The organism is Ruegeria sp. AK11, assembly GCF_056541095.1.
The window spans coordinates 62,139-85,507 of the sequence record NZ_JBQFXU010000011.1 but is presented as its reverse complement, the minus strand read 5'-3'; the positions used below and the strand labels follow the sequence as shown (position 1 = coordinate 85,507).

Annotated in this window: 21 protein-coding genes; 1 reads left to right on the top strand and 20 read right to left on the bottom strand. The window is 59.1% G+C overall.

Annotated features, from left to right (window positions below):
* Positions 1-108 precede the first annotated feature (108 nt).
* The 19 genes from ACR0D9_RS18060 to ACR0D9_RS17970 form a co-directional block, all read right to left on the bottom strand.
* Positions 109-1,002 (bottom strand): FAD:protein FMN transferase, encoded by an 894-nt coding sequence (locus ACR0D9_RS18060; protein ID WP_480539711.1) that lies wholly within the window; start codon positions 1,000-1,002, stop codon positions 109-111.
* On the bottom strand, positions 999-1,514 hold the full coding sequence (locus tag ACR0D9_RS18055; RefSeq protein WP_480539709.1) for a nitrous oxide reductase accessory protein NosL: 516 nt from the start codon (positions 1,512-1,514) through the stop codon (positions 999-1,001). The genes ACR0D9_RS18060 and ACR0D9_RS18055 overlap by 4 nt, the downstream gene beginning before the upstream one ends.
* Positions 1,511-2,332 (bottom strand): ABC transporter permease, encoded by an 822-nt coding sequence (locus ACR0D9_RS18050; RefSeq protein ID WP_209507037.1) that lies wholly within the window; start codon positions 2,330-2,332, stop codon positions 1,511-1,513. Before ACR0D9_RS18050 ends, ACR0D9_RS18055 begins: the two co-directional genes overlap by 4 nt.
* Positions 2,329-3,222, bottom strand: coding sequence for an ABC transporter ATP-binding protein (locus ACR0D9_RS18045; protein ID WP_480539707.1), 894 nt, complete (start codon positions 3,220-3,222; stop codon positions 2,329-2,331). The genes ACR0D9_RS18050 and ACR0D9_RS18045 overlap by 4 nt, the downstream gene beginning before the upstream one ends.
* Positions 3,212-4,468: a nitrous oxide reductase family maturation protein NosD gene (locus ACR0D9_RS18040; RefSeq protein WP_480539705.1), complete on the bottom strand. Its 1,257-nt coding sequence runs from the start codon at positions 4,466-4,468 to the stop codon at positions 3,212-3,214. Before ACR0D9_RS18040 ends, ACR0D9_RS18045 begins: the two co-directional genes overlap by 11 nt.
* A gap of 2 nt (positions 4,469-4,470) precedes the next feature.
* Positions 4,471-6,378: a TAT-dependent nitrous-oxide reductase gene (nosZ, locus tag ACR0D9_RS18035; RefSeq protein WP_480488737.1), complete on the bottom strand. Its 1,908-nt coding sequence runs from the start codon at positions 6,376-6,378 to the stop codon at positions 4,471-4,473.
* 15 nt (positions 6,379-6,393) lie between these two features.
* Positions 6,394-8,571 (bottom strand): 4Fe-4S binding protein, encoded by a 2,178-nt coding sequence (locus ACR0D9_RS18030; RefSeq protein WP_480488735.1) that lies wholly within the window; start codon positions 8,569-8,571, stop codon positions 6,394-6,396.
* A 546-nt stretch (positions 8,572-9,117) separates the two neighbouring features.
* Positions 9,118-9,381 (bottom strand): hypothetical protein, encoded by a 264-nt coding sequence (locus ACR0D9_RS18025; protein WP_209507042.1) that lies wholly within the window; start codon positions 9,379-9,381, stop codon positions 9,118-9,120.
* A complete protein-coding gene (locus ACR0D9_RS18020; RefSeq protein ID WP_480488733.1) occupies positions 9,338-10,861 on the bottom strand; it encodes a cytochrome D1 domain-containing protein in 1,524 nt (507 codons plus the stop codon). Before ACR0D9_RS18020 ends, ACR0D9_RS18025 begins: the two co-directional genes overlap by 44 nt.
* 76 nt (positions 10,862-10,937) lie before the next feature.
* Positions 10,938-12,152, bottom strand: coding sequence for a heme d1 biosynthesis radical SAM protein NirJ (nirJ, locus tag ACR0D9_RS18015; protein ID WP_480477385.1), 1,215 nt, complete (start codon positions 12,150-12,152; stop codon positions 10,938-10,940).
* Between the two features lie 4 nt (positions 12,153-12,156).
* Positions 12,157-12,639 (bottom strand): siroheme decarboxylase subunit beta, encoded by a 483-nt coding sequence (gene ahbB, locus ACR0D9_RS18010; protein ID WP_480477383.1) that lies wholly within the window; start codon positions 12,637-12,639, stop codon positions 12,157-12,159.
* Positions 12,636-13,085, bottom strand: coding sequence for an Lrp/AsnC family transcriptional regulator (locus ACR0D9_RS18005; RefSeq protein WP_480477381.1), 450 nt, complete (start codon positions 13,083-13,085; stop codon positions 12,636-12,638). The genes ahbB (ACR0D9_RS18010) and ACR0D9_RS18005 overlap by 4 nt, the downstream gene beginning before the upstream one ends.
* Positions 13,082-14,071 carry a siroheme decarboxylase subunit beta gene (gene ahbB / locus ACR0D9_RS18000; protein ID WP_480488730.1) on the bottom strand — a complete coding sequence of 330 codons (990 nt, stop codon included), beginning with the start codon at positions 14,069-14,071 and terminating at the stop codon, positions 13,082-13,084. Before ahbB (ACR0D9_RS18000) ends, ACR0D9_RS18005 begins: the two co-directional genes overlap by 4 nt.
* A 3-nt stretch (positions 14,072-14,074) precedes the next feature.
* Positions 14,075-15,220 (bottom strand): cytochrome D1 domain-containing protein, encoded by a 1,146-nt coding sequence (locus ACR0D9_RS17995; protein WP_267363571.1) that lies wholly within the window; start codon positions 15,218-15,220, stop codon positions 14,075-14,077.
* Complete coding sequence (locus ACR0D9_RS17990; protein WP_480484310.1) at positions 15,217-15,600, bottom strand: c-type cytochrome; 384 nt, start codon at positions 15,598-15,600, stop codon at positions 15,217-15,219. Before ACR0D9_RS17990 ends, ACR0D9_RS17995 begins: the two co-directional genes overlap by 4 nt.
* The gene (gene cobA, locus ACR0D9_RS17985) at positions 15,593-16,354 is read right to left on the bottom strand and encodes a uroporphyrinogen-III C-methyltransferase (RefSeq protein ID WP_480484311.1); all 762 of its coding nucleotides are present in this window, start codon (positions 16,352-16,354) and stop codon (positions 15,593-15,595) included. The genes ACR0D9_RS17990 and cobA overlap by 8 nt, the downstream gene beginning before the upstream one ends.
* Before the next feature lie 201 nt (positions 16,355-16,555).
* Positions 16,556-16,957, bottom strand: coding sequence for a cupredoxin domain-containing protein (locus ACR0D9_RS17980; RefSeq protein ID WP_480488725.1), 402 nt, complete (start codon positions 16,955-16,957; stop codon positions 16,556-16,558).
* 54 nt (positions 16,958-17,011) lie between these two features.
* A complete protein-coding gene (locus ACR0D9_RS17975; protein ID WP_480539702.1) occupies positions 17,012-18,799 on the bottom strand; it encodes a NapC/NirT family cytochrome c in 1,788 nt (595 codons plus the stop codon).
* 124 nt (positions 18,800-18,923) lie between these two features.
* Positions 18,924-20,600, bottom strand: a complete 1,677-nt coding sequence (locus tag ACR0D9_RS17970; RefSeq protein ID WP_480484314.1) for a cytochrome D1 domain-containing protein — start codon at positions 20,598-20,600, stop codon at positions 18,924-18,926.
* Positions 20,601-20,843: 243 nt separating this feature from the next.
* Between ACR0D9_RS17970 and ACR0D9_RS17965 the strand changes: the two genes are divergently transcribed.
* A complete protein-coding gene (locus ACR0D9_RS17965; protein ID WP_480539700.1) occupies positions 20,844-22,040 on the top strand; it encodes an NnrS family protein in 1,197 nt (398 codons plus the stop codon).
* A gap of 27 nt (positions 22,041-22,067) precedes the next feature.
* Here the strand turns inward: ACR0D9_RS17965 and ACR0D9_RS17960 are convergent, their stop codons facing one another.
* Complete coding sequence (locus ACR0D9_RS17960; RefSeq protein WP_480488719.1) at positions 22,068-23,174, bottom strand: Hint domain-containing protein; 1,107 nt, start codon at positions 23,172-23,174, stop codon at positions 22,068-22,070.
* Between the last annotated feature and the right edge of the window lie 195 nt (positions 23,175-23,369).

Sequence of the window (23,369 nt, the reverse complement as noted above, 5' to 3'; positions counted from 1 at the left end):
ACTTCCTAACTGCGCGAAGCAGCGCACGAATTGACCTATATCATGTTTTTCGCGAATATCATGTTCTTGGTGAATTTTCCTGACCCACCTGAGATTTGCGACCATGCGTCATACATTCAGCTCGACACGGGCTCCGATAAAATATCTCAAGATTTCAGCTACTTGGCTTTCGGGCGCCGCGCATATCGCAGTAGACAGCCCATCTGCGATCACCGCGTCAGGGGCAGAAACCGAAACCGTTCTGTCCCGGTTTGCAGGCCCGTCCGGGGTGATGATGTGGCCCAAACCCTGTCCCAGCTGCGTCCCCAGCGACGATGATGTTGCGACCGCGCGGTCACGCAGCGCGACCCGCTTCAGAACCCGCTGATCCGGCGCGGCCAACCCGACTTTCCACGGGGCGCCGTCGCCTCGTGTACCCATGGCGGCAACCTCTCCCATATCGACCAGAACATCACGCAAGCCAAAGCCCCGCAGCAGCGCGGCGATCCGATCCGTGATGGCCCCTTGGGCGATACCGTTCAGCGTCAGGGCCGACTGGCCCGGCACCGGCAGCCGCACCGACGCGGCATCGAAAGACACCCGTTCCCAGCCCACAGCAGCGCGGGCGGCAGCCAGATCTCCGGGGCCTGCGCGTGTTGCCAAAGCAGACCACAGGGGCTGAATGCTGGGGTCGAATGCGCCGCCGGATGCCTGATGCAGCGCGCTGCTCAGGCTCAGCACCTTCAACAGTTCAGGCGCAGGTGCGGTCAAAACACCGTCGCGGTTCAGGCGGCTCAGCTGTGACTGCGGACGGTACAGGCTGAAGATATCCTCCAGCCGGGTCACCTCACCCTCGACGGCGGCGATGATCGGTGCGGCCTCGGCATCCGTCAGCCCGACCAGCCGCAGGCTGGCCGCAGCCCCAAGGGCGGTTCCGCGCCAATGCGCGTCCGAAGCCATGGCCGGGGTGGCCGCACAGGCGGCGGAAATGATCAGAAAACGGCGACGGGACAGGGCGGTCATACGGGGGTCTCCAATGTCAGATCAAGATCGACAGGGCCAAGCACTTCGGCATCGGGAATGTCGGGCAGGCGCATCGCGGTCCCGCCATAGGTCTCCGCGAAAACCCGCGCATCGGCAGGATCAGCAAAGGGCACCACTTCGCGCGCCCCCATGCCACCTGCCACATCGGCACCAACGACAAAAGTCGCACCATCCGCAGCGATCCAGTTCGAAATCCCTGGCTGCCGCCAGCTTGGCGCGACACCCATATCGCTGACATATATGGCAGTGATATCCGCATCGCGCTCGGGGCTTTTCAGATAGGCCACCATGTCCCGCACCTGCGCGAAAAACAGCGGGGCCGGATAGCCTTCCAGATGAACCTGCCCCTTGGGGCCGCCATGCTCGGTGACATTCATCTGACAGAAATAGCTCAGCGCATCGGGTGTCAGGTCGACCGGGTCAGGGGCCTCGGCCAGCTCTTCCTTGCAGGCCGCCAGTGCGAGCAATGCGATCAGGGCAAGACGTCTCATGGCTCAACCCTCCGGAAAGCCAGCCGGGCAAGGGCAAAGCCCAGCACCGGCCAGATCAGCAGCGACGCGGGCGCGGCCCAAACCGGCAGGGCCTGTGCGGCCCCGGTCATGCCCGAGGCCATGGCAACGCCTTCCGTCGCGGCGATGTTCCACAAACGGAACGCGTCGGCCGGGTTGGCCACCATCACCCATGGAAAGACGGATTGGGTGAATGCGCCGCCCTTGTCCATGACGACGGCCCCCAACAGGCCCAGATCATAAAGGACGACAAAAACCAGCCAAAGCCCGGCCGACAGACCCGCTGCCGCCGTGGCGCCCCTCGCCAAAGCGGACAGCAGGTATCCAAGCGCCAGAAACACGGCGCCCAGCAGGATCGAGGTCAGGATAAGTCGCACCAGCGCCATCAGGCTTTCCGGCCCCGCACCACCAAAGAACGCGGCTACCGCGCCTGCGGTGCCAAAACCCACGGTCATGGCAAAGGCCAGCGCGGCCAGATGGGCGCAGAACTTGCCCAACAGGATTTCCCCGCGTCCAGCCGGATAAGACAGCAGCAGCGACAGGCTGCCCCGGTCCACATCGCCCGCGATGGCATCGAAGGAAATCATCAGCGCCAGCAAAGGCGCAAGGTAAACCGACAACGTGGTCATCGACGCGACCGAGACGGTCAGCATATCAACACCCAATGTGCCGGTGGGCGCGCTGCCCGCAAAGGTCAGCGCCAAAGCAAACAGCACCATGATCAGCGTGGCAACCAACAGCCAGCGGTTGCGGCGCAGGATCAGCATTTCAGTTCGGGTGATGGCAAGGAAGCGGGTCATGTCCTCTCCTCCTGTGCGTAGTGGCGATAAAGGTCCTCCAGCTTGGGTGGTGTCATTTCCACATCCGCCACCGCATCGCCCAATCCGGCGATCCGGCGCAGGGCCTCCATCTTGTCTTCGGGTGTGCACAGCAGCTCGACCGATGCGCCGTTGATCCGGTTGCCGCCCAGTTCAGCGGCCAGGGCATCCGCATTGGCGCTGGCGCGCACCTTCAGGCGGATCGGCAGACCGGCCAGCGCCGACAGGTTGTTCAGCGTGTCATCGGCCACCATCCGACCCTTGCGCATGATGGCGATCCGGTCGGTGCGCGCCTCAACCTCGGTCAAGGCATGGCTGGCAATCAGCACGGCGGTACCCTGCGCGGCCAATTCGTCAATAATGGCATAGAGGTCCTGCCGCGAGATCGGGTCCAGGCCCGATGTCGGCTCATCCAGCAGCGCCACTTTCGGCTGTCCCAGCAGCACCTGCGCCAGCCCCAGTCGTTGCCGCATCCCCTTGGAATAGGCACCGATCCGGCGGTCCAATGCGTCGCTCAGGCCAACGCGCTCCAGCAGGCCGGGAACATCGGCTTTTGACCCGGACAGTTTTGCAAACAGCGTCAGCTGCTCGCGCCCGGTCAACGCCGGGTGAAACGAGACCGCCTCGGGCAGATAGGCCGTATCCCGTCGCGCCTGCGCGCTGCCGGGGGTGGCACCCCCGATCCGAATGGCTCCGTCCCGAATGGGCGTCAGGCCAAGGATGGATTTGATCAGGGTCGACTTTCCCGCGCCGTTATGGCCCAGCAGCGCGACGCGCTGACCGGGGGCAAGGGACAGGGTGATATCGTCAAGAACGCGGGTTTTCCCCCGGTTCTTGCTGACATGGTCAATTGACAGGGCCTTATCCGTCATGAGGCACCTTTTTCATAGCTGGGGGTTCAGGGGCTTGCATCAATGGGTTGCTGTCCATCACACCCCCCGGCAACAGTGCCGGGAAGGCCGATTGCGACCAGCGCACCAGCTGCACGGCAGGCGAGCCGAGCAGCAATTTGGCTGCGGGTTGGGTCCACAGCACATGGTCCATACTGTCATTGGGTCGATAGGGGACATCGGCGATACCGTTGCCATCCACATCATAGGCGGCAAAATCGGACCAGTAATTGCCGCGCCCGTCTTCGGACCACTCGACCCACTTGGTCGAGACGTATTTCACCTGCGTCCGGTTTCCGATGAATGAATTGCCAACAATGCGGTTGCGTTCGCTGCCAGCGGTAAAGTGGATACCGATGCCACATCCCTCGAACCAGTTGTCGGTGAATTCGTTCTTGTTCGAGTTATACAGGAAGGTGCACTTTTCCTTGGCACCTTTCACGACATTGCCGGTGATGACGCTCTTGTTGGCATAGTTCAGCATCACGCCATGTTCGCGGTCCCCGATCGAGACATTGTTGGCGACCCGCACATTGGTCGTGAACATCACCGCATAGCCCAGATCGTTGCCGATCGAGACATTGTCGCTGACGACCGAGTCGTCGGCATACATGTAGTGAACGGCAAACCGCAGATCGCGGAACAGGTTGCCGGTAAAGGTGTTCTTCTTGGACGAATTCACAAAGATCCCGTCGCGGCCATAGCGGATGTCATTGCCTTCAACCACCGCACCCGGCGCGTTCCAGACATAGACACCATTGCCGCGCGCGTTCATATGGCGATCCTGCCGCCCTTCAATCCGGTTGCCGCGCACGATGCTGTCCTTCGCACCGTGGATGTCGATGCCGTAAAGATTGCCCAGCAGCACGTTATCCTCGACCACCGGCGCGCGCGCCGTCTTGGTCAGCTGGATGCCGCTGTCGATCCCGTCATGGTCCGATCCCGATCCGATCACCGTCAGCCCGCGCAGGGTCACGCCCGGCCCGGTCACTGTGATCACGCTGCCTTGGCCTTGGCCGTCGATGGTGGCCTGTCCCAGCCCGTCGAGGGTCACGGGCCGGTCCAGAACCAACTGCTCGACGTAAACGCCGGGGCTCAGGCGAAGGGTGTCCCCATCCGCCGCCTGCGCCAGTATCTCGTTTATGGCCCCCGCCCGGTTGGGCACATCCCAATCCGCCGCCCAAAGGGGCGAGCCGAGCAGGAGCGGTATGAGCAGGGGCCAACGCATGTTTATGCGCTCCGCGGCTCAACAAACATCCGGCCGCGCATCTCCATGTGCAGCGCGTGGCAGAACCACTGGCAATAGAACCAGTGCACGCCCGGCCGGTCGGCAATGAACGTGACCGAGGCGGTGGCCTGTGGTGCAACTTCCATCGCGATACCGAAGTTCGACAGGCAGAAGCCGTGGGTCACATCGTCCACGTCATCCAGGTTGGTGACATAAACGGTCACTTCGTCACCCTGTTTGACGGTGAACTTCTCCATGCTGAACACGGGTGCGGTCGAGGTCATGTAGACCCGCACCTTGTTGCCGTCCCGGATCGGTTCCTCGGCACCTTCGTCCAGATCGACACCGTCAGCGGCAGCCTGCGCGCGCGCCTCTTCCCACATTGGGTCGTTGCGGTCCCAGACATTCACCGGGTTCACCTTGGACCGGTGAACAATGATCGAGTCATGCGGCTCGGCAAAGGTCGGGCCGTCATGGACCACCTTCATCTTGTCGCCGGAAATATCGATCAGCTGCTCATTCTCGGGCTTCAGAGGACCCACGTTCAGGAAGCGGTCTTTCGAGAACTTGTTCATCGAAATCAGCCACTTGCCATCAGCTTCGGCAGTTTCACCCATCGAGGTCGAGTTGTGGCCCGGCTGGTAATGCACGTCGACCTTGTCGACGATCGGGTCAACATCGGCACCCGCATAGGCCTCGATCGCCTTGGCGATGTCCCACTTCACCACCTGGCTGTCCAGGAACAGGGTGGTATAGGCGTTGCCCTTGCCGTCGAATGCCGTGTGAAGCGGGCCAAGGCCCAGCTGCGGCTCGGCGACAACAGCGGAACGCGGATCGGCGTTTTCGCTGAACAGCGCATCGACCTTTTCCACATCGATCACGGATACAGTCGGCGACAGCTTGCCGTTGATCATGATGTGTTTCTTGTCGGGTGCCGCATTCACACCGTGTGGCGAGTTCGGGATCGGGATGTACCGGGTCAGGTTTCCACCCGCCTCTTTACGCCCGTCCACGACCTTGACGCCGTTCAGTTCCTGATAGTTCCCGGCCGCTACGGCTTCTTCGATACCTTTGAGGTTGAACACGACCACATGGTCCAGCTCGTTCTCGGTCATCTCGGCCAGGTTCATACCCATTTCCGAGTTATACGAGGTCGAGAAGGCGTATTTGCCCTGATAGTCGCAGTCGGTGTTGTCGAGGTTGCCCGACACCATCACCTGCCATGCAACTTCCATGCTGTCGCCGTCGATGGCGGTAAAGATGTTCACATATTGCGACGGATCATCAAGGATCTGGCCGTCATTGACCAGCGGGGCCTCGTGCTCACCATTGGCAAAGACATAGCCGGTGCGCGGGAATTTCTGCGGACGCAGGCCGTGGATGTCATGCGCGTTCGGGATCTCGATGATCTTGTCGCATTTCATCACGTCACAACGCACACGGGCCACGCGGGTGTTGGCCTTGTCGTTCATGAACAGATAACGGCCATCATAGGTGCCGTCGGTGAACGACATATGCGGGTGGTGCAGGTCGCCGTTGTCATAGGTGACCTTGCCGTTTGCAGCCAGGAATTCCTTGGTTTCAGGCAGCAGGCCTTCGGTCAGAACCTTCAGCGACTCGTTGGTCTGGCCCCAGCCCGTGGCCGAGCAGCGGTTGAACACCGGCACCCGCATCAGCTCGCGCATGGACGGCACGCCCAGAATGCGCAGCTCGCCAGTCTGGCCCGACGACCAGAAGCCGTAATATTCGTCCAGCTCGCCCGGTTCCAGATGCTGCTTGGCGGCAGCGCTGGCCTCTTTCGCGGTCATCAGGGTCGATCCCAGACCGGTCCCGGCGATGACGGCACCGGTGGCAGTGGCCCCCAGCATTCCGCGGCGCGTGATGTTCAGTTTGTTTTCTTGGTCCGACATGGTCGTTCCTCCTTTTTAGGAAACGGTTTTCGGTTTGGCGTTCGGATGGTTCGCCGGTGGTTGCCCGAGGGGGGTCTTAGGTGTGACCGACCCGGTCTTGGCCCGCCGTTTCAGTTGGCGGATAACGACGGGACATTTGTCCTCGGACTGATAGAGCACCTGACAATGCAGGCAGGTGACGCACTCGTTCGGATTGATCTCACCGGTGGGGTGGATCGCCTGAACGGGGCATTCATTGGCGCAGGTCTGACAGGGCGTGCCACAATCGTTGTAGCGGCGCAGCCAGTCGAACATGCGGATACGGGCAGGGATCGCCAGCGCTCCGCCCAGCGGGCAAAGATAGCGGCAATAGAACCGTTCAACGAACAGCCCGATCCCCAGCAGGACCAGCGCAAAGACCACAAACGGCCAGTCGCGCATGAATTTCAGAATGATCGCGGTCTTGAACGGCTCGATCTCGGCATATTGCTCGGCCAGCGGGATCGATACGAAACTCAGGCCAAAAAGACCCAGAAAGATCATGTATTTCGCAGGCCAGAGACGCTCGTTCAGGCCCCAGGGCAAAGTCCATTGCGGCACTTTCAGCGCCCGCGCGATCTTGTTGGTCAGCTCCTGAAGCGCGCCAAACGGGCACAGCCATCCGCAATAGGCCCCACGACCCCAGAACAACAGGGCTGCGGCCACGGCAAACCACTGGATAAAGACCAGCGGATCCAGCAGGAACGCATCCCACGAGAACCCCGTGCGCAAACTGCCCGCCAGCGCCATCAGGTTCACCACGCTCAGCTGTGCATTGGCATACCAGCCGATGAAGAACAGGGTTATCGTCAGGTACCCGATGCGGAACCAGTAGAAGACGCGCGCATTCATCGTGGCGTGGAACTGGAAGAAGAACGTGGCCGTCAGCACCAGCAGCATGACACCAAGCCCGGCGATCTCGACGGTGCGATCCTTCCAGATGCGCTGCCACAGGGCGGCCTTGGCGGCCGCTTCGCCTGTTGCATCATCCACGACCGAAGGCGCGGTGACGGGCAACAGGTACTGTTCCGGCAGTTTGTATCCCAGATCGAAGGTCAGAAAGGTCTTTTCAACCGCCCCGACGGCACGCTGCACCAGCAATTGCAGGCGGAACGGCTCGGCCGGGTCAAACTCGGCATCAGCGGGAATCTTGAAGATATCCAATTCGGTAAAGCTGGGGGCATCTGGCGCGGCAACCTCACCCAGACGGCGCTGCTGCTTGTCAAAGAACCGCACCGAGCTGTCGCCCTGGATCAGTTGAATCCGGTCAAAGATCCCACCCCGGACATAGCCCGAGCCCTTGAAGCTATAGGCCCCGCGCCCCAGAACCAGAATGGCCTGTTCACCTTCGTCCAGCCAGTTGGTCAGGTTCTGATATTCAGCCTCACCCAGCAGCGACTTGCCGATAGACGGGACCGAAACAAGCGCCATGTGCATGTCGATGAAGGTGTCATCCGGCGCGCCCGGTTCGGGTCGCTTGATCGCGCGCTGATCCCCGGTGGCTTCAAAGGCGGCATTGACCTGCCCGACATCCAGCGTCATCCGCCGGACCGAGCCGTCTCCAGACAATGTGGTCCAGTCGTAAATGGCATCCTGCGCCATATCGACTTCGCGCTTCGGACCTCCAGCCTGCACCGGAGACAATCCGCCCAGCCCCAGCGCGCGGGCCACTTTGATCCCTCCGCGCACAAGGCTGTCATCGATCACCATGATCGTCACGGTCGCACCCGAGATAATGTCTAGGTCATGCCCCTCACCCCCGGTCTCGGCCTCTCGTTTCAGGTCAAGGCCCGCATAGCCTTCGGTCAGTTCAACCATCCGGGAATTGGGAATGCCGATCAGCACGATGGGTTCGGAATGCTTGACCAGCTGAACACCGGTCAGAACAGCATCCGCGTCGATGGCGGCAACCACGTGAATGGGTTTGCCGGAATATCCGGTTGTGCCGACAAAGTCCGAAGTCAGAAAAGCCCACGCAATGGTCTCGCCACCCCGAAGGACCGGGGCAACCTTCACGTCGCTGCGTACCGGGCCAAACGCGTCGGCACCCGGGGCCAGGTCAGCCGGATCGATGTCAGGAAGAAAGCTGGCAAGACTGTCGGCGCGTGCACTGATTGCGACACCGCAGGACAGAATGAGGGCCAGAAGGAAATGGATTGCGCGACTTATGACCACGGCGCACCTCCGATCAATTGGGTGGACGCCATGGACGCGCGCGGGGCGCGTTCAGATTCTTCTAGGGTCGTGAACGGGGGCCCCCGGGTTTCGGGCCACAGGTGTTTGGGGCTGTACAAAATGCACTGCCCCCCATGTTCAAAACGTACATTTTGAACATTTCCGACGCTTGCGGGCTGCAAAGCGCCCGGCATCGGTGCTGACACCGTCACCGCACAAAGCGCACAGTCCGCGCATTTCGGGCAGGGCGCGGTTGGATCGTTGTCGCCTTCTTCTTCAAGGTCAACTTGAACCCAGACCGCGCCCGCCTCCGAGCAGATCTCCACCCACATGCTCTCACCGGGACTCGCCAGAACCGGGCCAAGCATTTGCAACAACAGAAGGAAAATACCTGCCAGTCCACACGCCGCGCGTAATGCGCGAACAGGGAGGGTGTGGAAAGAGTTAAAGGCAGGCATGGAGAATCCAACTCGGTATTCTTTCCCGAGTCGTAGGCGGTTTTCCCTGTCCGATACTTGACTTTCGTCAGGCCTTTGGAATTTCCCTTCAGCCGTCCGCTTCGTCCATCAACCCACGCACCCATCGCCCTGCCAACCAGGACGCGGGTATGCCTAAAGGTATTGACCAAAGGATTGCCGGAACCGGTCCAATCACCCCGAAACCGGCGCTGTGCAGGATCAGACCGGCCAGAAACAGGTTGATGGCCACGGTCAACATGGTGGCTGGATAAAGCAGAATTGCCAGTTTCCAGACCGGCCATTTGCCTTCAGTGGCTGGTGCCTTCCGAGAAGGTGATTTTGTTCCAGACATTGTACTTCCCAGACGGTTTTCGCATCGGCAGGCGGCGCACTTCTTCCAGCGTCTGCGCATCATAAACAATCACCGCGCCGTCATCTTCCCAGATTGATACAAGCGCGTGGCGGCCATCCTTTGTGAACTCGACATGTGCCACGGTCTTGCCCTGTGCAGGGCGCAAAGTCCTTACGATTTCAAGGCTTTGCTTGTCGATCACATGCATGGCATCCTTGTTGGGGCCAAAGAAGACATCGGCCCAGACGTAAGGCGAATTTTCGTGGCTCCGCATGAAGAAGCCCGGCCCTTCGGTCTTGATCCGCTTGACGGTTTCCCAAGTCTCCATGTCGATCACCGACACCGTGCCGTCGGTCAGATGCGGTGTGGCCATAACGGTCGTATCGCCATGTTTCCACGTAATTCCCGAGCCCAGATGCGGCATCCCCGGCAAGTCCAGATCGGCCACCTTGTGCCCAATAACAAGGTCGATCACCTGTCCGCCCTTGCCATCGCGCGCGGCACCCATGACGTATTCATAGCTTTGATCGAAAAAGAAATCGTCCAGATAGTCGGGCGTGGTGATCTTGCGCACCGGGAAGGGGTCGGTGTTCTTGAACTGCCCTTCGATGCGGAAGTCGTGACCCAACCCGGATTGCGGCGGGTTGGCTCCGTAAAAGACCTCCCAGATCTCGGGAACATCCTTGAGCGCCAGAACAAAGCTCTCGCGCGGGGGGGCCTGATACACCGCGGATACGCGGCTGGATTTCCCCGCTTTTCCTTTGATCGCAATGACTTTTGCCACCGACAGGTCTTCGGTCGACAGCAGGGTCAGACTGTTTGGCAGATAATTCGCAACGGCCAGCCACTTGCCGTCACCGGACATTGCGATGTTTCGGCTGTTAAGCCCCGCCCGTACGCGCCCCACCTGTTGCAGGGCCCAGATGTCGTATTTCTGAACCCAGCCATCCCGGGACATGATGAAAACGTAACGCCCATCCGGGCTGAACTTCGGCCCGCCGTGAACCGCGAAGGGTGTCTCGAACCGGTCCAAAACCTCAAACGTGTCACCATCCAGCACGCTGACATGATGATCCCCGGTTTCGACCACCAGGGTGATGTTCATCGGGTCACTTGACCACACTGGCGCATCAACCGGGACATAACCGTCATCCAGCGTGCGGCTGTCCATAATATGGGCCTCGCCCCATTCGGGGTCGGTTTCCAGCGGTGATTTCAACCAGCCGGCCAGCTCTTCAATCTGCAAAGCATCGAGTTCGTGCGAGAAAGCAGGCATTTGCGTCGCCGCGCGCCCTTCCGCAATCACCGCCGCGATACGCGGCCCACGCATGCGCTGCAGCGTCTCTGGGATCAGTGCCGGACCCACACCGCCCAGGCGGTTTTCACCGTGGCAGGACGCACAATGCTCGGCATAATCCGTTGGTGCATCCGCCCAGGCACCACCGGCGCCCAGTACAGAACACATCAACACGACCTTCATCTTTTCAAAAATACTCCCGCCGGAGGCTCCGTTACGTGTCTCTGGCGCCCATGTCGAAGGCTCAAAGCAGACAGGATCAAAAGAACTGATGCGCCGGATCATGGCTTTTCCCCCGGAACGGCGTGACCCGCAGACGCTCGCCTGCGTCGTCAACACCGATTTCTTCGTTTGTCAGGTAACAGGCCGGATCTTCGGCCCAGGGATCACCGGTCAGTTGCAGGGCCCGGATGCGGGTGTTGCCACCGCAGACATCCTTTAGCTCACAGGCCCCACAGCGCCCCTTGAGGGGGCGCGGACGCGTGCGCAGCATGGCCAGCATCGGATCGTCGCTGGTCCAAAGCTCGGAAAACGATGTCGTCTTGACGTTGCCGACTGTGTAATCAGACCAGTAGGTGTCAGGATGGACCCGGCCCAGATTATCGATATTGGCCACACCCAAACCGCTGGAATTTCCTCCCCAAGCGGCCAGATGCTCGCGGACATGCGCAGCCTTGTCAGCGTCGAAATGCGTGCGAATCCAGTTCAGGAAATACCCCGCATCTGCGTCATTGTTGCCAGTCACGATATCCAGCGGGCGACCGCCCGAGGCAGCCTCCCACGCGCGCTCCAACAGCAGATCCATTCCCTTGCGGGTGCGCTGATGCTCGGCATCTTCACCGCGGTTCTTGTCACCACGCCCGGCATAAACCAGGTGCGACAGGTAAAACTTGTCGACGCCCTCGTCATCGCATAGCTGAAGCAGGTCCGGCAGGTGATGCTGCGTGCCTTCGGTCAGGCAGAACCGCAAGCCAACCTTGATGCCGCGCCTCTTGCATTCGCGCACACCGCGCAGGGCGTCGGCAAAAGCCCCTTCAACACCGCGGAACCAGTCATTCGTGGCCCCGATCCCATCCAACGAGATGCCAACGTAGTTGAAACCAACGTCGGCAATCATGTCGGCTGTTTCATCATGAATGCGTGTCCCGTTGGTCGACAGCGCCAGCATCGGCACAATGTCGCGCGCACGTTTGGCAATGTCGAAGAAATCGAACCTGTCCAGTGGTTCTCCACCCGAGAGGATCAGGGCCGGGACGCGAAACTGGCCCAGATCCTCAAGGGTTACCATGGCTTGCTCGTGGCTGAGCTCGCCCGGGAACGCAACATCCGCCGAGACGGTGTAGCAATGACGACACTTCAGATTGCAGCGCCGCGTCAGGTTCCAGATTACAACCGGTTTCACAGGACCGGGGCGACGTTTTCGCACCGGGGTCGGTTTGACCAGCTGGTGCATGTATTCGGTCAGGCGGAACATCGTCTCAGCCTTTCTTTTTCAGGCGCAGCCCGGTCTTTTTCAGGATGCGCGTGGAATAGAGGATATCCTTGGCCCGGCAGGCATCACCCAGGATCATAGTGATCTGGGCGCGTTTTTCCTCGACTTCATCCCGATCCGATCCGTGAACCATGGCAAACAGATTGTAGGGCCAGTCGGGCAGGGCGCGCGGGCGTTCATAGCAATGGGTGACAAAGGGTAGAGCACCGATCTGGGCGCCCAATTCGGCGATGCGGTCATCTTCGACATCCCAGACAGTCATACCGTTTGAGGTCATGCCCAGCTTGTAATGGTTGGGGGCGGCCGCGATGCGGCGGATTACGCCGCGCGCTTTGAGGGCTGACAGCCTCTCAAGCAGATCGGCTTCCTGCATCCCCAGATCATCAGCAACCTGAGCATATGGGGCAGAAACCAGAGGCAATCCGCCCTGTAGCGCTTGGATAATCAGTCTGTCTGTTGCGTCGATCATGCCGCCACCCGAAAGCCGATGTAGAATTCCTGAAGTTTGGGGAAACAAAGAACCTCGATCCCCGTTTCCCGTTCGATTGCATCGGCTGTGGCCCTGATTCCTTCGGGCGTTTCAGTGGCCAGTACGAACCACATGTTCAGCCGGTGCGTGCGTTCATAATTATGGGCGACCTCGGGGTGTGCATTGACTTTGGTCACGACGGCTTCAAATTCCCCGGCTGGAACGGCCATCGCGCAGAGGCAGAAGGCACCGCCCATTGCAGCGGCATCGAAGAACGGCCCAAAACGTGTGATGACGCGTGTCTCTTTCATGCGCGTCAGGCGCGCCAGCAATTCGGCCTCGGACAGGTCAAGTTCTTTGGCGACTGTTGCGTAAGGATGTGAAACCAGTGGCAGATCGTCCTGCATACGGTTCAGGATCGCACGGTCAGTTTGGTCCAGCGTCATGCGGCGACCTCTTTGGTTTGAATCAGGGCACCGGTCTGCTTGAAACAGCGGGTAGAGAACAGAACCTTGTTCCGTGCACCTGTCAGTTCGGACAGGGTCGTCGCACGGGCCAGTACGTCCAAAGCTTCGCTGCGGGACCGCGCGTGGATCATGGAATACAGGCGATATGGCCACACATCGGGCACCGGGTTGCGCTCGTAACACAAGGTCACCCCTGGGAAAGCGGCCAAAGCGGGGCCAGCGATGTCGATCTGCTCTGCCGGCAGGTCCCAGACCACCATCGCATTGGCCGACCAGCCAAGCGCCCGGTGACGTACGATGACGCCCAGCCGCGAGATGATACCGGCCGAATGCAACGCGATGACTCGCGCCATCACATCATCAACGTCCCGGTTCAGTGAATGTGCCAAATCTGCATAGGGTTCAGCGACCAGAGACAGTCCCGAACTCAGCGTCTGCAGTAGACACCGATCACCCTCGCGCATCGCAGTTGCATCCACCTGGCGTGCTGTAGGCACGGTTTTGACCCCGCCGATCATGCGGAACCCAAGATCAACGTTGAAAGGGCGCACCAGCCGCAAATCCAGCACCCGCAGCCCGGTGACCCGGCTGATCCGTGCGAGGGTAGCATCCACATGCGCCCGATCCGGGCCGGTTGCAACGAACCAGAGGTTCCAGGTATCCTCACGCTGATAATTGTGGTTTACACCCGGTTCGGCGTCGATCAGGGCGGCGACCTCTTCCAGCCGCTCCTCCGGGACGGACACTGCCGCCAGCGTACTGGCCGTCACCACGCCGGGCGTGATGGTTGCGCCAACCCGCGTGATGCGACCCGTAGTGCGCATTCTTGAAAGGCGGTGGATGACTTCGCTTTCGTCAAGTCCAAGTGCGTTTCCAAGAACCTGAAACGGGCGTTCGGTCACCGGGAAATCGCGCTGAAATTCATCCAGCAAGCGGCGGTCGATCGGGTCTGTAATGTGTTGCATGACTTACAGACCCGTCTTGTGCGCACGCGCGGTAAAGAAGATACCCGACGGGCTTTCGGCCTCGATCTCACGTAGTTTTTCGAAGCTACGCGTGTCATAAACCATGACCTTGTTCGCATCGCGCACACTGATCCAGACCTCGTGCCCGCGCGGAGTGAATTCCATGTGCAAAACGGCAGGGCCGGGCTTGAATTCGTGGATGATCTGTTTGCTGACGGTATCGATGACCTGAATGGTATCGTTCAGCGGGTGGGCAAAGTTAACCCAGACCTGCCGCCCGTCCGGGCGGGCCATGGCAAAAACCGGCTGTCCGTAGGTTTGCGTGCGTCCGGTCTCGGTCAGGGTGGTGGCGTCGATCCACAAAACCTCGTGGTGGCCAACGGCGGGCAAGACAAATTCGGACCCTGTCAGCGCCCAACCTTCCAGATGGGGCATCTTGTAGACCGGCATTTCCTCCTGACCACGGCCATAGCCGGGTAGAACGCGGATCGGTTCCGGGTTGTCGGACCACAGATCAAGCGCGGTCAGACCATCCTCGCCAAACAGGCCGGTGATATAGGTGCGGCCATTGGCAGTGATCAGCGCGTCATAAGGGTTCTTGCCGATATCGGGGATCTTGGTGATCTCGGGCGCGCCTTGTGCGAAATCCGCGATCCATGTCTCACCCGTGTCCCACATTGTGAAAACGAAACGGCGACCCGGCGCGTCGACCAGACCAATCGTTTTGCTGCCGGTGGGAATGTCAGCCACCATCTCCAGCGTTTGCGCATCAAACACGCGCACACCGCCGGGTTCGTAATTCGATACCGCTACAAGGGCGCCATCGTCCGAGATTGCGCCGCCAATGGCGTTTCCGGACTGCACAACACGGTTCACGATCTGGCGGGTGACAATGTCAACCTTGGTCAGGCCTCCGTCGCGGCCAAAGACATAGGCAAAACGTTCATCCGGTGAATAGACCAACGAGGCGTGGGACAGATCGCCCAATCCTTCTATCCGGGCCAGAGCTGCACGGTCGGACTGGTCCACCAACAGGACCGATCCGCTGGCACGTTCGATCACCAGCCCAAGGTCTCCTGTTGCCATCGGCTCGGCCTGGGCCGTGGTCATCATCAATGTCGCCGCAAGGCTGAGGATAAGGTGTTTCATTGTGCCTCCTGTTCCAGCAGGTATCGGGCAATCCATTCGGCCTCTTCTTCGCTGATCAGGGGCCGCCACGGGGGCATCGCCGTATCGGGGATGCCGTCAAGGATGACGCCGGTCAAAACCTCGGCGTCATAATGCTCCAGTGTTTTCGAGCGCAGATCAGGCCCCAGGCCGCCTTTCAGTGATAACCCGTGGCACGAGCCGCAATCCTGATGCACAAGTCTTTTCAGTGCGTTGGGATCAATGACATCGGCAGCAAAGGCGGACGTTGCGGCCAGAACCGCAGTTGTCAGAAAGGTTCGGGCAACCCACCCCTTGTGGCCGGGCACATTTCTGTTCGGCGCGGGACGCGGCACACGATTTCTGCACCCTAGCTTAGCCATGAGCCCGTTCCAGAATGTTCGCCACGGGCTGTTCGGCGTAGAGTGAGACAACTTTGCCGATGATGAAAAGCGTTGGTGCCTTCAACCCGGAGGTGCGCACGTCGTTGGCCAATTGGTCCAGCCGTGACACCAGCCGGCGTTCATCGGGTGTCGTCGCATTTCCGATGGCCAGAACCGGTGTTGATCCCGGTAGGTTTTCGGTCATCAGCCCCATGGCGATCTGGCCGATATTGGCCACACCCATATAGACCACCAGTGTCGTGTCCGGGTCGGCCAGGCGTTTCCAGTCCAGATCCAGCACTTTGTCTGCCTGCCGGTGTCCGGTAACATATTGAACCGAGGTGGCCAGACCGCGATGGGTCAGCGGCACGCCGGTCGAGCAGGACGCGCCCTGCGCCGCCGTTATCCCCGGTGCGTATTCGACCGCCACGCCATGGGCCATCAGATAAGCGGCTTCTTCCGAGCCGCGGCCAAAGATCATCGGATCGCCACCTTTCAGACGGGCGACCGTGTGACCTGCGCTGGCCTCTTCCAGAAGGATTTCGTTGATCCGGTCCTGTGGGACGGTGTGGCATTTGGGCGCTTTCCCAACAGGGATCAGCCGCGCGCCTTCGGCGTGCAGATTCAGGATATCAGCAGACACCAGCCTGTCATAGACCACCACATCTGCTTCCTGCAGCATTCGCAGGGCACGCAGCGTCATCAGTTCGGGGTCGCCGGGGCCTGCACCAATCAGAAAAACCTTACCGCTCATGTTCAAACTCGCTGGGTCTGAATGTCTTCGAAACCCGGGGTTTCCTGCGCGAATCCAATGCTTTTGCGGGACGTTGCTGGGTAGGCCGGGCGTGTCATGAGGGCAGATTGGCGCAATCGAAAACCAACCTCCTTGACATAAGTTAAGGAGCGCGGGATTTGCGCCCGCGCCCCTCTGTTCAGCCTATGAAAACACCCGGGATCAGGGCTCGACAGTGATCACCCCGATCATGTTCTGTGTCTCCCAATGGGGCCCGCAGAGATAATCCTGAGGGCCGGGTGTCAGGAAGGTCATTTCAACCGTTTCTTCCGGGAACAACCGGTCGCTTTCGGGTTCGCTGCCATCTTTCAGCAACACACTGTGGCTGGTGCGCTTGTCGACATTCACCCATCGGACAGTTGTACCTGCCTTTACGGTCAGTTCGAACGGGCAGAAATTGTAGTTGTACATCAAAACCACTTTGGCGTCCTCGACCGAGGCCGAGGGGTGGCCGAACAGCTCGACATAACGTTCTTCGGCTTCGGCGCAGATCTCGGCGGTTTCATCTGACCAGGCTGGCGCGGCAAGAAGCAGCAGCGCGGGAAGAAGGCGGTGGGGTTTCATGGTCCATGTCTCCTTTCCAAAGTAATTGGGGCCGGGAGAACCGGCCCCAAACTGTTATTGCTTGACCACGTTGATAAACGCGCTGTCGTCGTCGAGCGCTAGGCTGGTATCCAGCGTTACGTGGTGGAACCGTGCGGCGGCAAAGTCATCATGGATGGCAAAACCGACCGTATAGGTTTGACCGGCCTCCAGCGGAACATCGCCGGGTGCGCCTGAGTTCAGCGGACGTGTGAAAACAACCGTCCACATGCCACCAGACAGGTTTGCCGAGGCTGCAATCTCACCATCATTGACCACCCGCTGTTCCAGCAGATAACCATTTGTGGCACTGCCGTCCGCGTAGACACGCATCAGGTCAAGATAGGTACCGTCAGCCAGATACTGCTCGATTTGTTCGGCGGCCTGCAACTTGTCCCAACCGCCCAAAGCCTTGCCGCCTCGACCTTTGATCTCGATCTCGGTGCGGCTTTCGCTGAGGTACTTGGTCACGGTGTCCTGAGCGGTCAGGCGACCGGAAACATCCCCGTTTGCGGCAATTGCATCGGCCTCAGGCGCAAAGGGCATATGGGTGTTGTCGGCGTGGCACGACGCCCAGCACCCGACCTGATCGCCCAGCTCGATACCGGTTCCGGTGATCATCATAGCGACCTTGATCTGGTTTTCAGGATCCATTTTGCCGCCATCGACAAACGGAGCAGGGTTGTGCCCCGCATCCGGCCATTGCAGACGGATGTACAGGTTTTCGTCATCATGTGCCGCCTGAACGGTTGCGTCGATCACACCGCGTTTGCCGGGGATCGGAGTGGGTTCCAACTCGCCACCGGCAACGATCTTGTTACCAATCGCATCCAGTTCCTTGGCATGACAGGTCGAACATTGATCGCCACCTTTGGTCAGCGGACGGGCCCCGCCATGGGTTTTTCCGTTCTGCACCCATTCAAACGACGCCTGGCCTGGATAGAACAGTTTCAAGTCCGCACTGGCCACCGCATTCCAGTCGATGTTGGCACCGACATCGCCGCTTTCACTGCTGGCAGGTGTTGCCGAACCATCGGTTGCAGCCGCTGCCCGCTCTTCCGCGACAGCGGCGTCAACTGCTGCCGCAATCTGGGCCTGAACGGCCTCCTGCTGGGCTTTCTTTGCAGCTTTCTCAGCCTCGGCCTCGGCAGCTTCCTTGGCTTCGATCCGTTCAAGGCTGGCAAGGTATTCTGGCGGAATTGGTCGAATGAAGGCCGGATTTGGCGCTTCAAGCTCTTCCAGATATTCGTCGGATGCGCGGTCTCGGATGTTCGAGTGTGCAATGCCCTTGTGGCAGTCGATACATGTCTGACCGGTTTCCATTGCGTTCAGGTGCTGCTGACGTGCACGCGGACGCTGGAATTCAGGCATCATCGATTCAAAGTCATGGCAGTTTCGACATTCACGCGAGTCCGTTGATTTCATCCTCTCCCACTCATTCATGGCAAGATGAATGCGCTTGGCTTCGAATTTCTCTCGGGTGTTGATGGTGCCGACCATCTTTCCATAAAGCTCTTTCGAGGCTTTTATTTTGCGGATGATTTTGTGGGTCCAGTCCTTGGGCACGTGACAGTCCGAGCAGACCGCACCAACGCCCGACCGGTTCACGTCGTGGATCGTGCCCTGGTATTCCGCATAAACAAAATCTCGCATCTCGTGGCACGAGACACAGAATTCCTTGGTATTCGTGGCTTCCATGGCGGTGTTGAACCCACCCCAGAAGATGATGCCGGCGGCGAAAGCCGCAGCAATACCGGCCACGGGCATTCCCCACAGGAAATACCGGCGCCAGATCGGTTTTTTCTTATCCGGTTCGGAAGTCATATCCGGGCTCCGTTTTGGCTGTCTTGTCTGGCCTTGGGTGGCAGGCCGGTGAGTTTGGCGGATCTGTCAAACGAGGAAAGGGCGGGCGAGGGGCCCGCCCTTTCCGGTTTAGGTTGCGAACCCCTCAGGTGACGTGGTTCGACCGGTTGTGGACATTGAACTTGCCGGTTGGCGCGTAAAGTCCGTCAATCCGACCGATCTCTTCCAATGTCTTGGCGTCGAAGATCACAATCTGACCGTTGGGTTCCTTCGAGTCCGACAGGTTCCACTTGGAAACCCAGACCTCGGTACCATCGGCGTTGAATTCGAAGTGAACAGCGGCGCTGCCTTCGTCTTCGGTGATCTGGATGGTTTTCACGATCTCGCCGGTCTCTTTCGAGATGACCTGAACCGATTGTTGAATTTCCGGCTCGGGGTGTTTGGTCTGATCAGCCCAGATGTAATCCGAGTTCGGGTGGGTGCGGACAAACAGGCCGGGGCCGTCGGTTTCCACCTCGTAACAGGTTTTCCACGCCTGATCCGGGTGGCCTTCTGGGTCGTTGCCCCAGACTGTCACGGTACCGACACCCAGGTGGGTTGTGCCCGCCACAGGTCCGCAGTTCGGGTCAATCCAGTTCGCGCCCGGGCCGGGGTGCGGCAGGGCAGCGGTGTCGATCATAGCCTCAAGCTTGTGCGTTTCGGTATCGACAACGACCATCTTGTTCGATGCGTTTGCCGCGATCTGGAAGTACCGGCCTGTCGGGTCGAAGAACCCGTCATGCAGGAACTTGGCCGAGTTGATCTTGTCAATCCGCAAGTTGTCGAGGTCGGTGTAGTCAACCTGCCAAAGCTGACCCAGCTCTTTCACGGCAACGATCCAGGTGGGTTCGTTCGGCGTGGTGTAGATAGCGGCCACACGGGCTTCTTCCACATACTCACCATCTACGTTTGTGCCACGGGTCGAAACGACTTTGACCGGCTCCATGGTCTGCGCATCAACGATCGCAAAGTGAGGCGGCCAGTACCCACCACCGATGACGTATTTGCCGTCACCGGACACGGCGACATCGCGCGCGTCATAGGCAATCTTGACTTCCGAAACCAGCATCTTGTCCGGCGTTTGCCAGAGGTCGATCTTGGTCATCTTGCCGTCACGGCCCATTGTGTACCAGAAACGTCCAGGTGTTTCGGGTTCGGTGATGTTGTGATGCTCTGAAGCTTTCAGGACGTGCACGGCATAGCCGGTCGGAATATGCGTCAGCACTTCTTTCGTGTCACCGTCGATGACGGCAACCTTGCCCACATCGCGTTCGATGACGACAAAGAAGTTTTCCCAGTTGCGGCCGTGCAGCGGCTCGGTCGGATAATCCGCTTCTTCGACATAAACCTTGCGGGTTGCCTTCATCTGCTCCAGCGACATTTCAGGCGGCTTTGGGGCCTCCATCATGATGTAGGTCGCCATATCCTTGATTTCCTGCTCGGACATGATGTCCGAGAAGTTGTTCATCCCGCCTTCAGTTCCCCAGGCGATAATTTTCTCTAGGCGTTCCTGACCCAGTTTCAGGGTGCCGCCTTCGGTTACGGTGCCGTCGGCTGCGGTCTTCTTCCAATGTGGTTCCAGGTTTTTTCCGGTAGCGCCTTTGCGCAAAACCCCGTGGCAGCCTGCACATTGTTCAAAGTACAGTTGTTTCGAAGCTTCAAAGGCTTCGTCGCTAAGCGTTGGCTCGTCGGCAAAAGCTGGAGCAGCGACGCTGCCCAACAACATTGCCAATCCGACCCCAAAAGCGCGGCCGGTCTTGTTGTAGCTGATTCCAAGTGACATGATCACTCTCCATTTGCGTGGTGAGGCAATGCAGAGACTGATCCATCACGGGATTGTCATCCTTGACCAAAGTCAACGGGCGCGCCGCTAACTTTGTTCTTTGGACAAAAACCAGGTGCAGATTTCACCAATAAAACCTGTTTTTTTCACACATGTTTATGGCGTCTTGATTTCGGTTAAGTGCCCCAATCCCGTCGGACGGTACTGCTTGTTGAACGATAAGATGAGCCATGGAGAGCAGGCATGTCATCTGCAATATCGCGCATTTTCAGCGAAGGATTTCGGATATTTTTCCTTTCCGCCGGTCTTTATGGTGTGTTTGCCGGTGTCGCCTGGGGTGTTTGGCTGGCCTCACTGGATGGGCTTTTACCTTATGACGAGCAAAGTTATGGAATGCCCCCGGTCATGTGGCATGCCCATGAGATGATTTTTGGCTATGCAACGGCAGCACTGGGTGGGTTCTTTCTGACGGCAGTTCCGAACTGGACCGGCACGCCGGAAGTGCGGGCGCGCTTTGTCACGATCGTAGCGCTGATCTGGATGGCGGGGCGGTTGGCGGTGTGGTTTTCAGGATCGCTCTCTCCGATTACCGTCGCGATTGTTGACCTGAGCTTTGTTCCGATTCTTGTCCTGAAAATTGCCAGCCAGCTGGTACGAAGGCCCAAGCCACAGAACATGATATTTCTGTATCTTCTGAGTTTGGTGTGGGTGGCCAACCTGATGGTTCATCTGGAATGGATAGGTGTCGCCGCAGACACGTTGAATACCGGGGTTCGTGCAGGGCTACTGACCTTGTGTTCAATGATAGCGATACTGGGGGGACGTATAACTCCGGCCTTTACGCGCAATGCAATGAAACGCGAGGGTGTTCCCGAGGCCCTGTGGCCGGCTTCAAACGCGGCGCTGGAAAAGGCCGTGATGGCGCTTGCCCTTGTGCTGCCGTTGTTGGAGCTGAGCTTGGGCAGTGTTTCCTTGGCGGGTATCTGCGCGTTGTTGCTGGGCGGCGCCCAGCTGATGCGCATGGCACGGTGGAGAGCGGGTTGGGCGCTGCGGCAGCCGATCCTGATTGCTCTGCACCTGGGCCTGATGATGCTGGCCCTCGGGTTGTTGCTGTGGGGGTCTGCCGTCATCGGATATGGTAATGAGATCGGCGCGCTGCACATTTTGGGGATTGGGTGCGTTGGTGGCATGACCCTTGCCGTCATGAGCCGCGCTGCCCTTGGCCACAGTGGCCGCCCCCTTGTTGCACCGTCGCCCATGGCGGTCGGATACGGGCTTATGGCGGCGGCGGCTTTGGTCCGCTGGCTGGGGTCCGGGCTAGCAGGTGGATATATGACCGCCATGCTGACGGCTGACGGGTTATGGATTGCCGCAATTGGGTTGTACCTGTTTGCCATGTGGCCAGCGCTGACGGGTCCGCGCGCAGCAAAGCACGGCTGACACGGAACCTTAAGCGCGGATTGCAGTTCAGAATATTAAGGGGCGTTCGTTCTTTACGTGGCGGGACACGAGCGCACGAGCGCGTCTTCCGTTTTCAGGTATGTGCCGCACAGACTGAGGAACGTGCCAAGGGGTCTCTAGTTCCGGAAACAAGTCGAAGATTTCTGCCCTTGCTTCTGGGGGAACGCTGGACAGAGCCTGTGCGCCGACAAAAAGGCTTTCCGACGGGGCACCTTCTGCGAAGATGATTTCATGACGGTCGAACAAAAGATGGTAATACGTGACTGACACAGTGTCTTCTGCAACGCTGATACCGGGGCTGGCAGTAAGAATGCGCGCGGGGACCAGGATTTCCTCTGCGTCAAACATTCTGACGGCGATCCGGGATCGAACCAGCATCCGGTGCTGTGGCGAAACAAGCAGGTCGCGTTTTGGCAAGTCACACCCCAAGGCCCCGGCTTTGATGAGGATTGGAAGCAGCTTGGGTTTTTTCACCAGCTCCTCATGCGATAGATTTCGCTTTCCGATCCAACGTATATGTTGCGGTCCATTGTCGGCAGTCACGACCATGTCACCCACCTTCAGATCCTCGATGGGCATCGGACCTTCTGGCGTCATGATAAGTGTTCCGGCAGTAAAGCACGGCACGTCAATGATGGCAGCCGGGTCAGTTGTGTCGGGCGCATTGGTCGGCGTGACGTTCACGATGTTCATCGAGTAGGTCGTACCGGGCACAAGAGGTTCAGAGGTAATATAGCCGCCCAATACGCCGTCAACTTCGACGCGATATACAGTGATTGTGCCCCCGCCTGGTTTGGACAGAACGTAGGATTCTTCCAGGTATATTGGGCCGCTTAGAAAGGTGGTCGAACCATCGAGGGTGGTGATAGTACCGGTCTGCGTCAGGTCATCACCGTCTTCGTTGTCAAAGCGGTCACCGTTGAAAACATCCCCTGTATCGGGGATAGGTGGTCCGCCGCCGTTTTGAATAAAACCACCGGCTGCGTCAGTCACGCTGAACAAACGACGATCCGTGTCGGGATCAAAATTGACATCCAACGTAACCGTGTCCGGCCCAATCGTATTCACCGTGATGACACCGGGTGTATAACCGATATAGGAATAGTTCGCCATTTTTGCCCATCAATCTTTGAAGCGGAATTTTCACCTTTTCTCAGGTGGTTGATTACGTCCGGTATATCAAGAAGTCGACGCGAAAGTGTTCACAATTGCCTCAGATTTCAAGGCGACCCTAAGGTCATTTCGTTATTCTCGCTGTTTGCGGATCTCTGATCTCGTTCCTGAGGATACTTTAGAAGTCTTGACTTT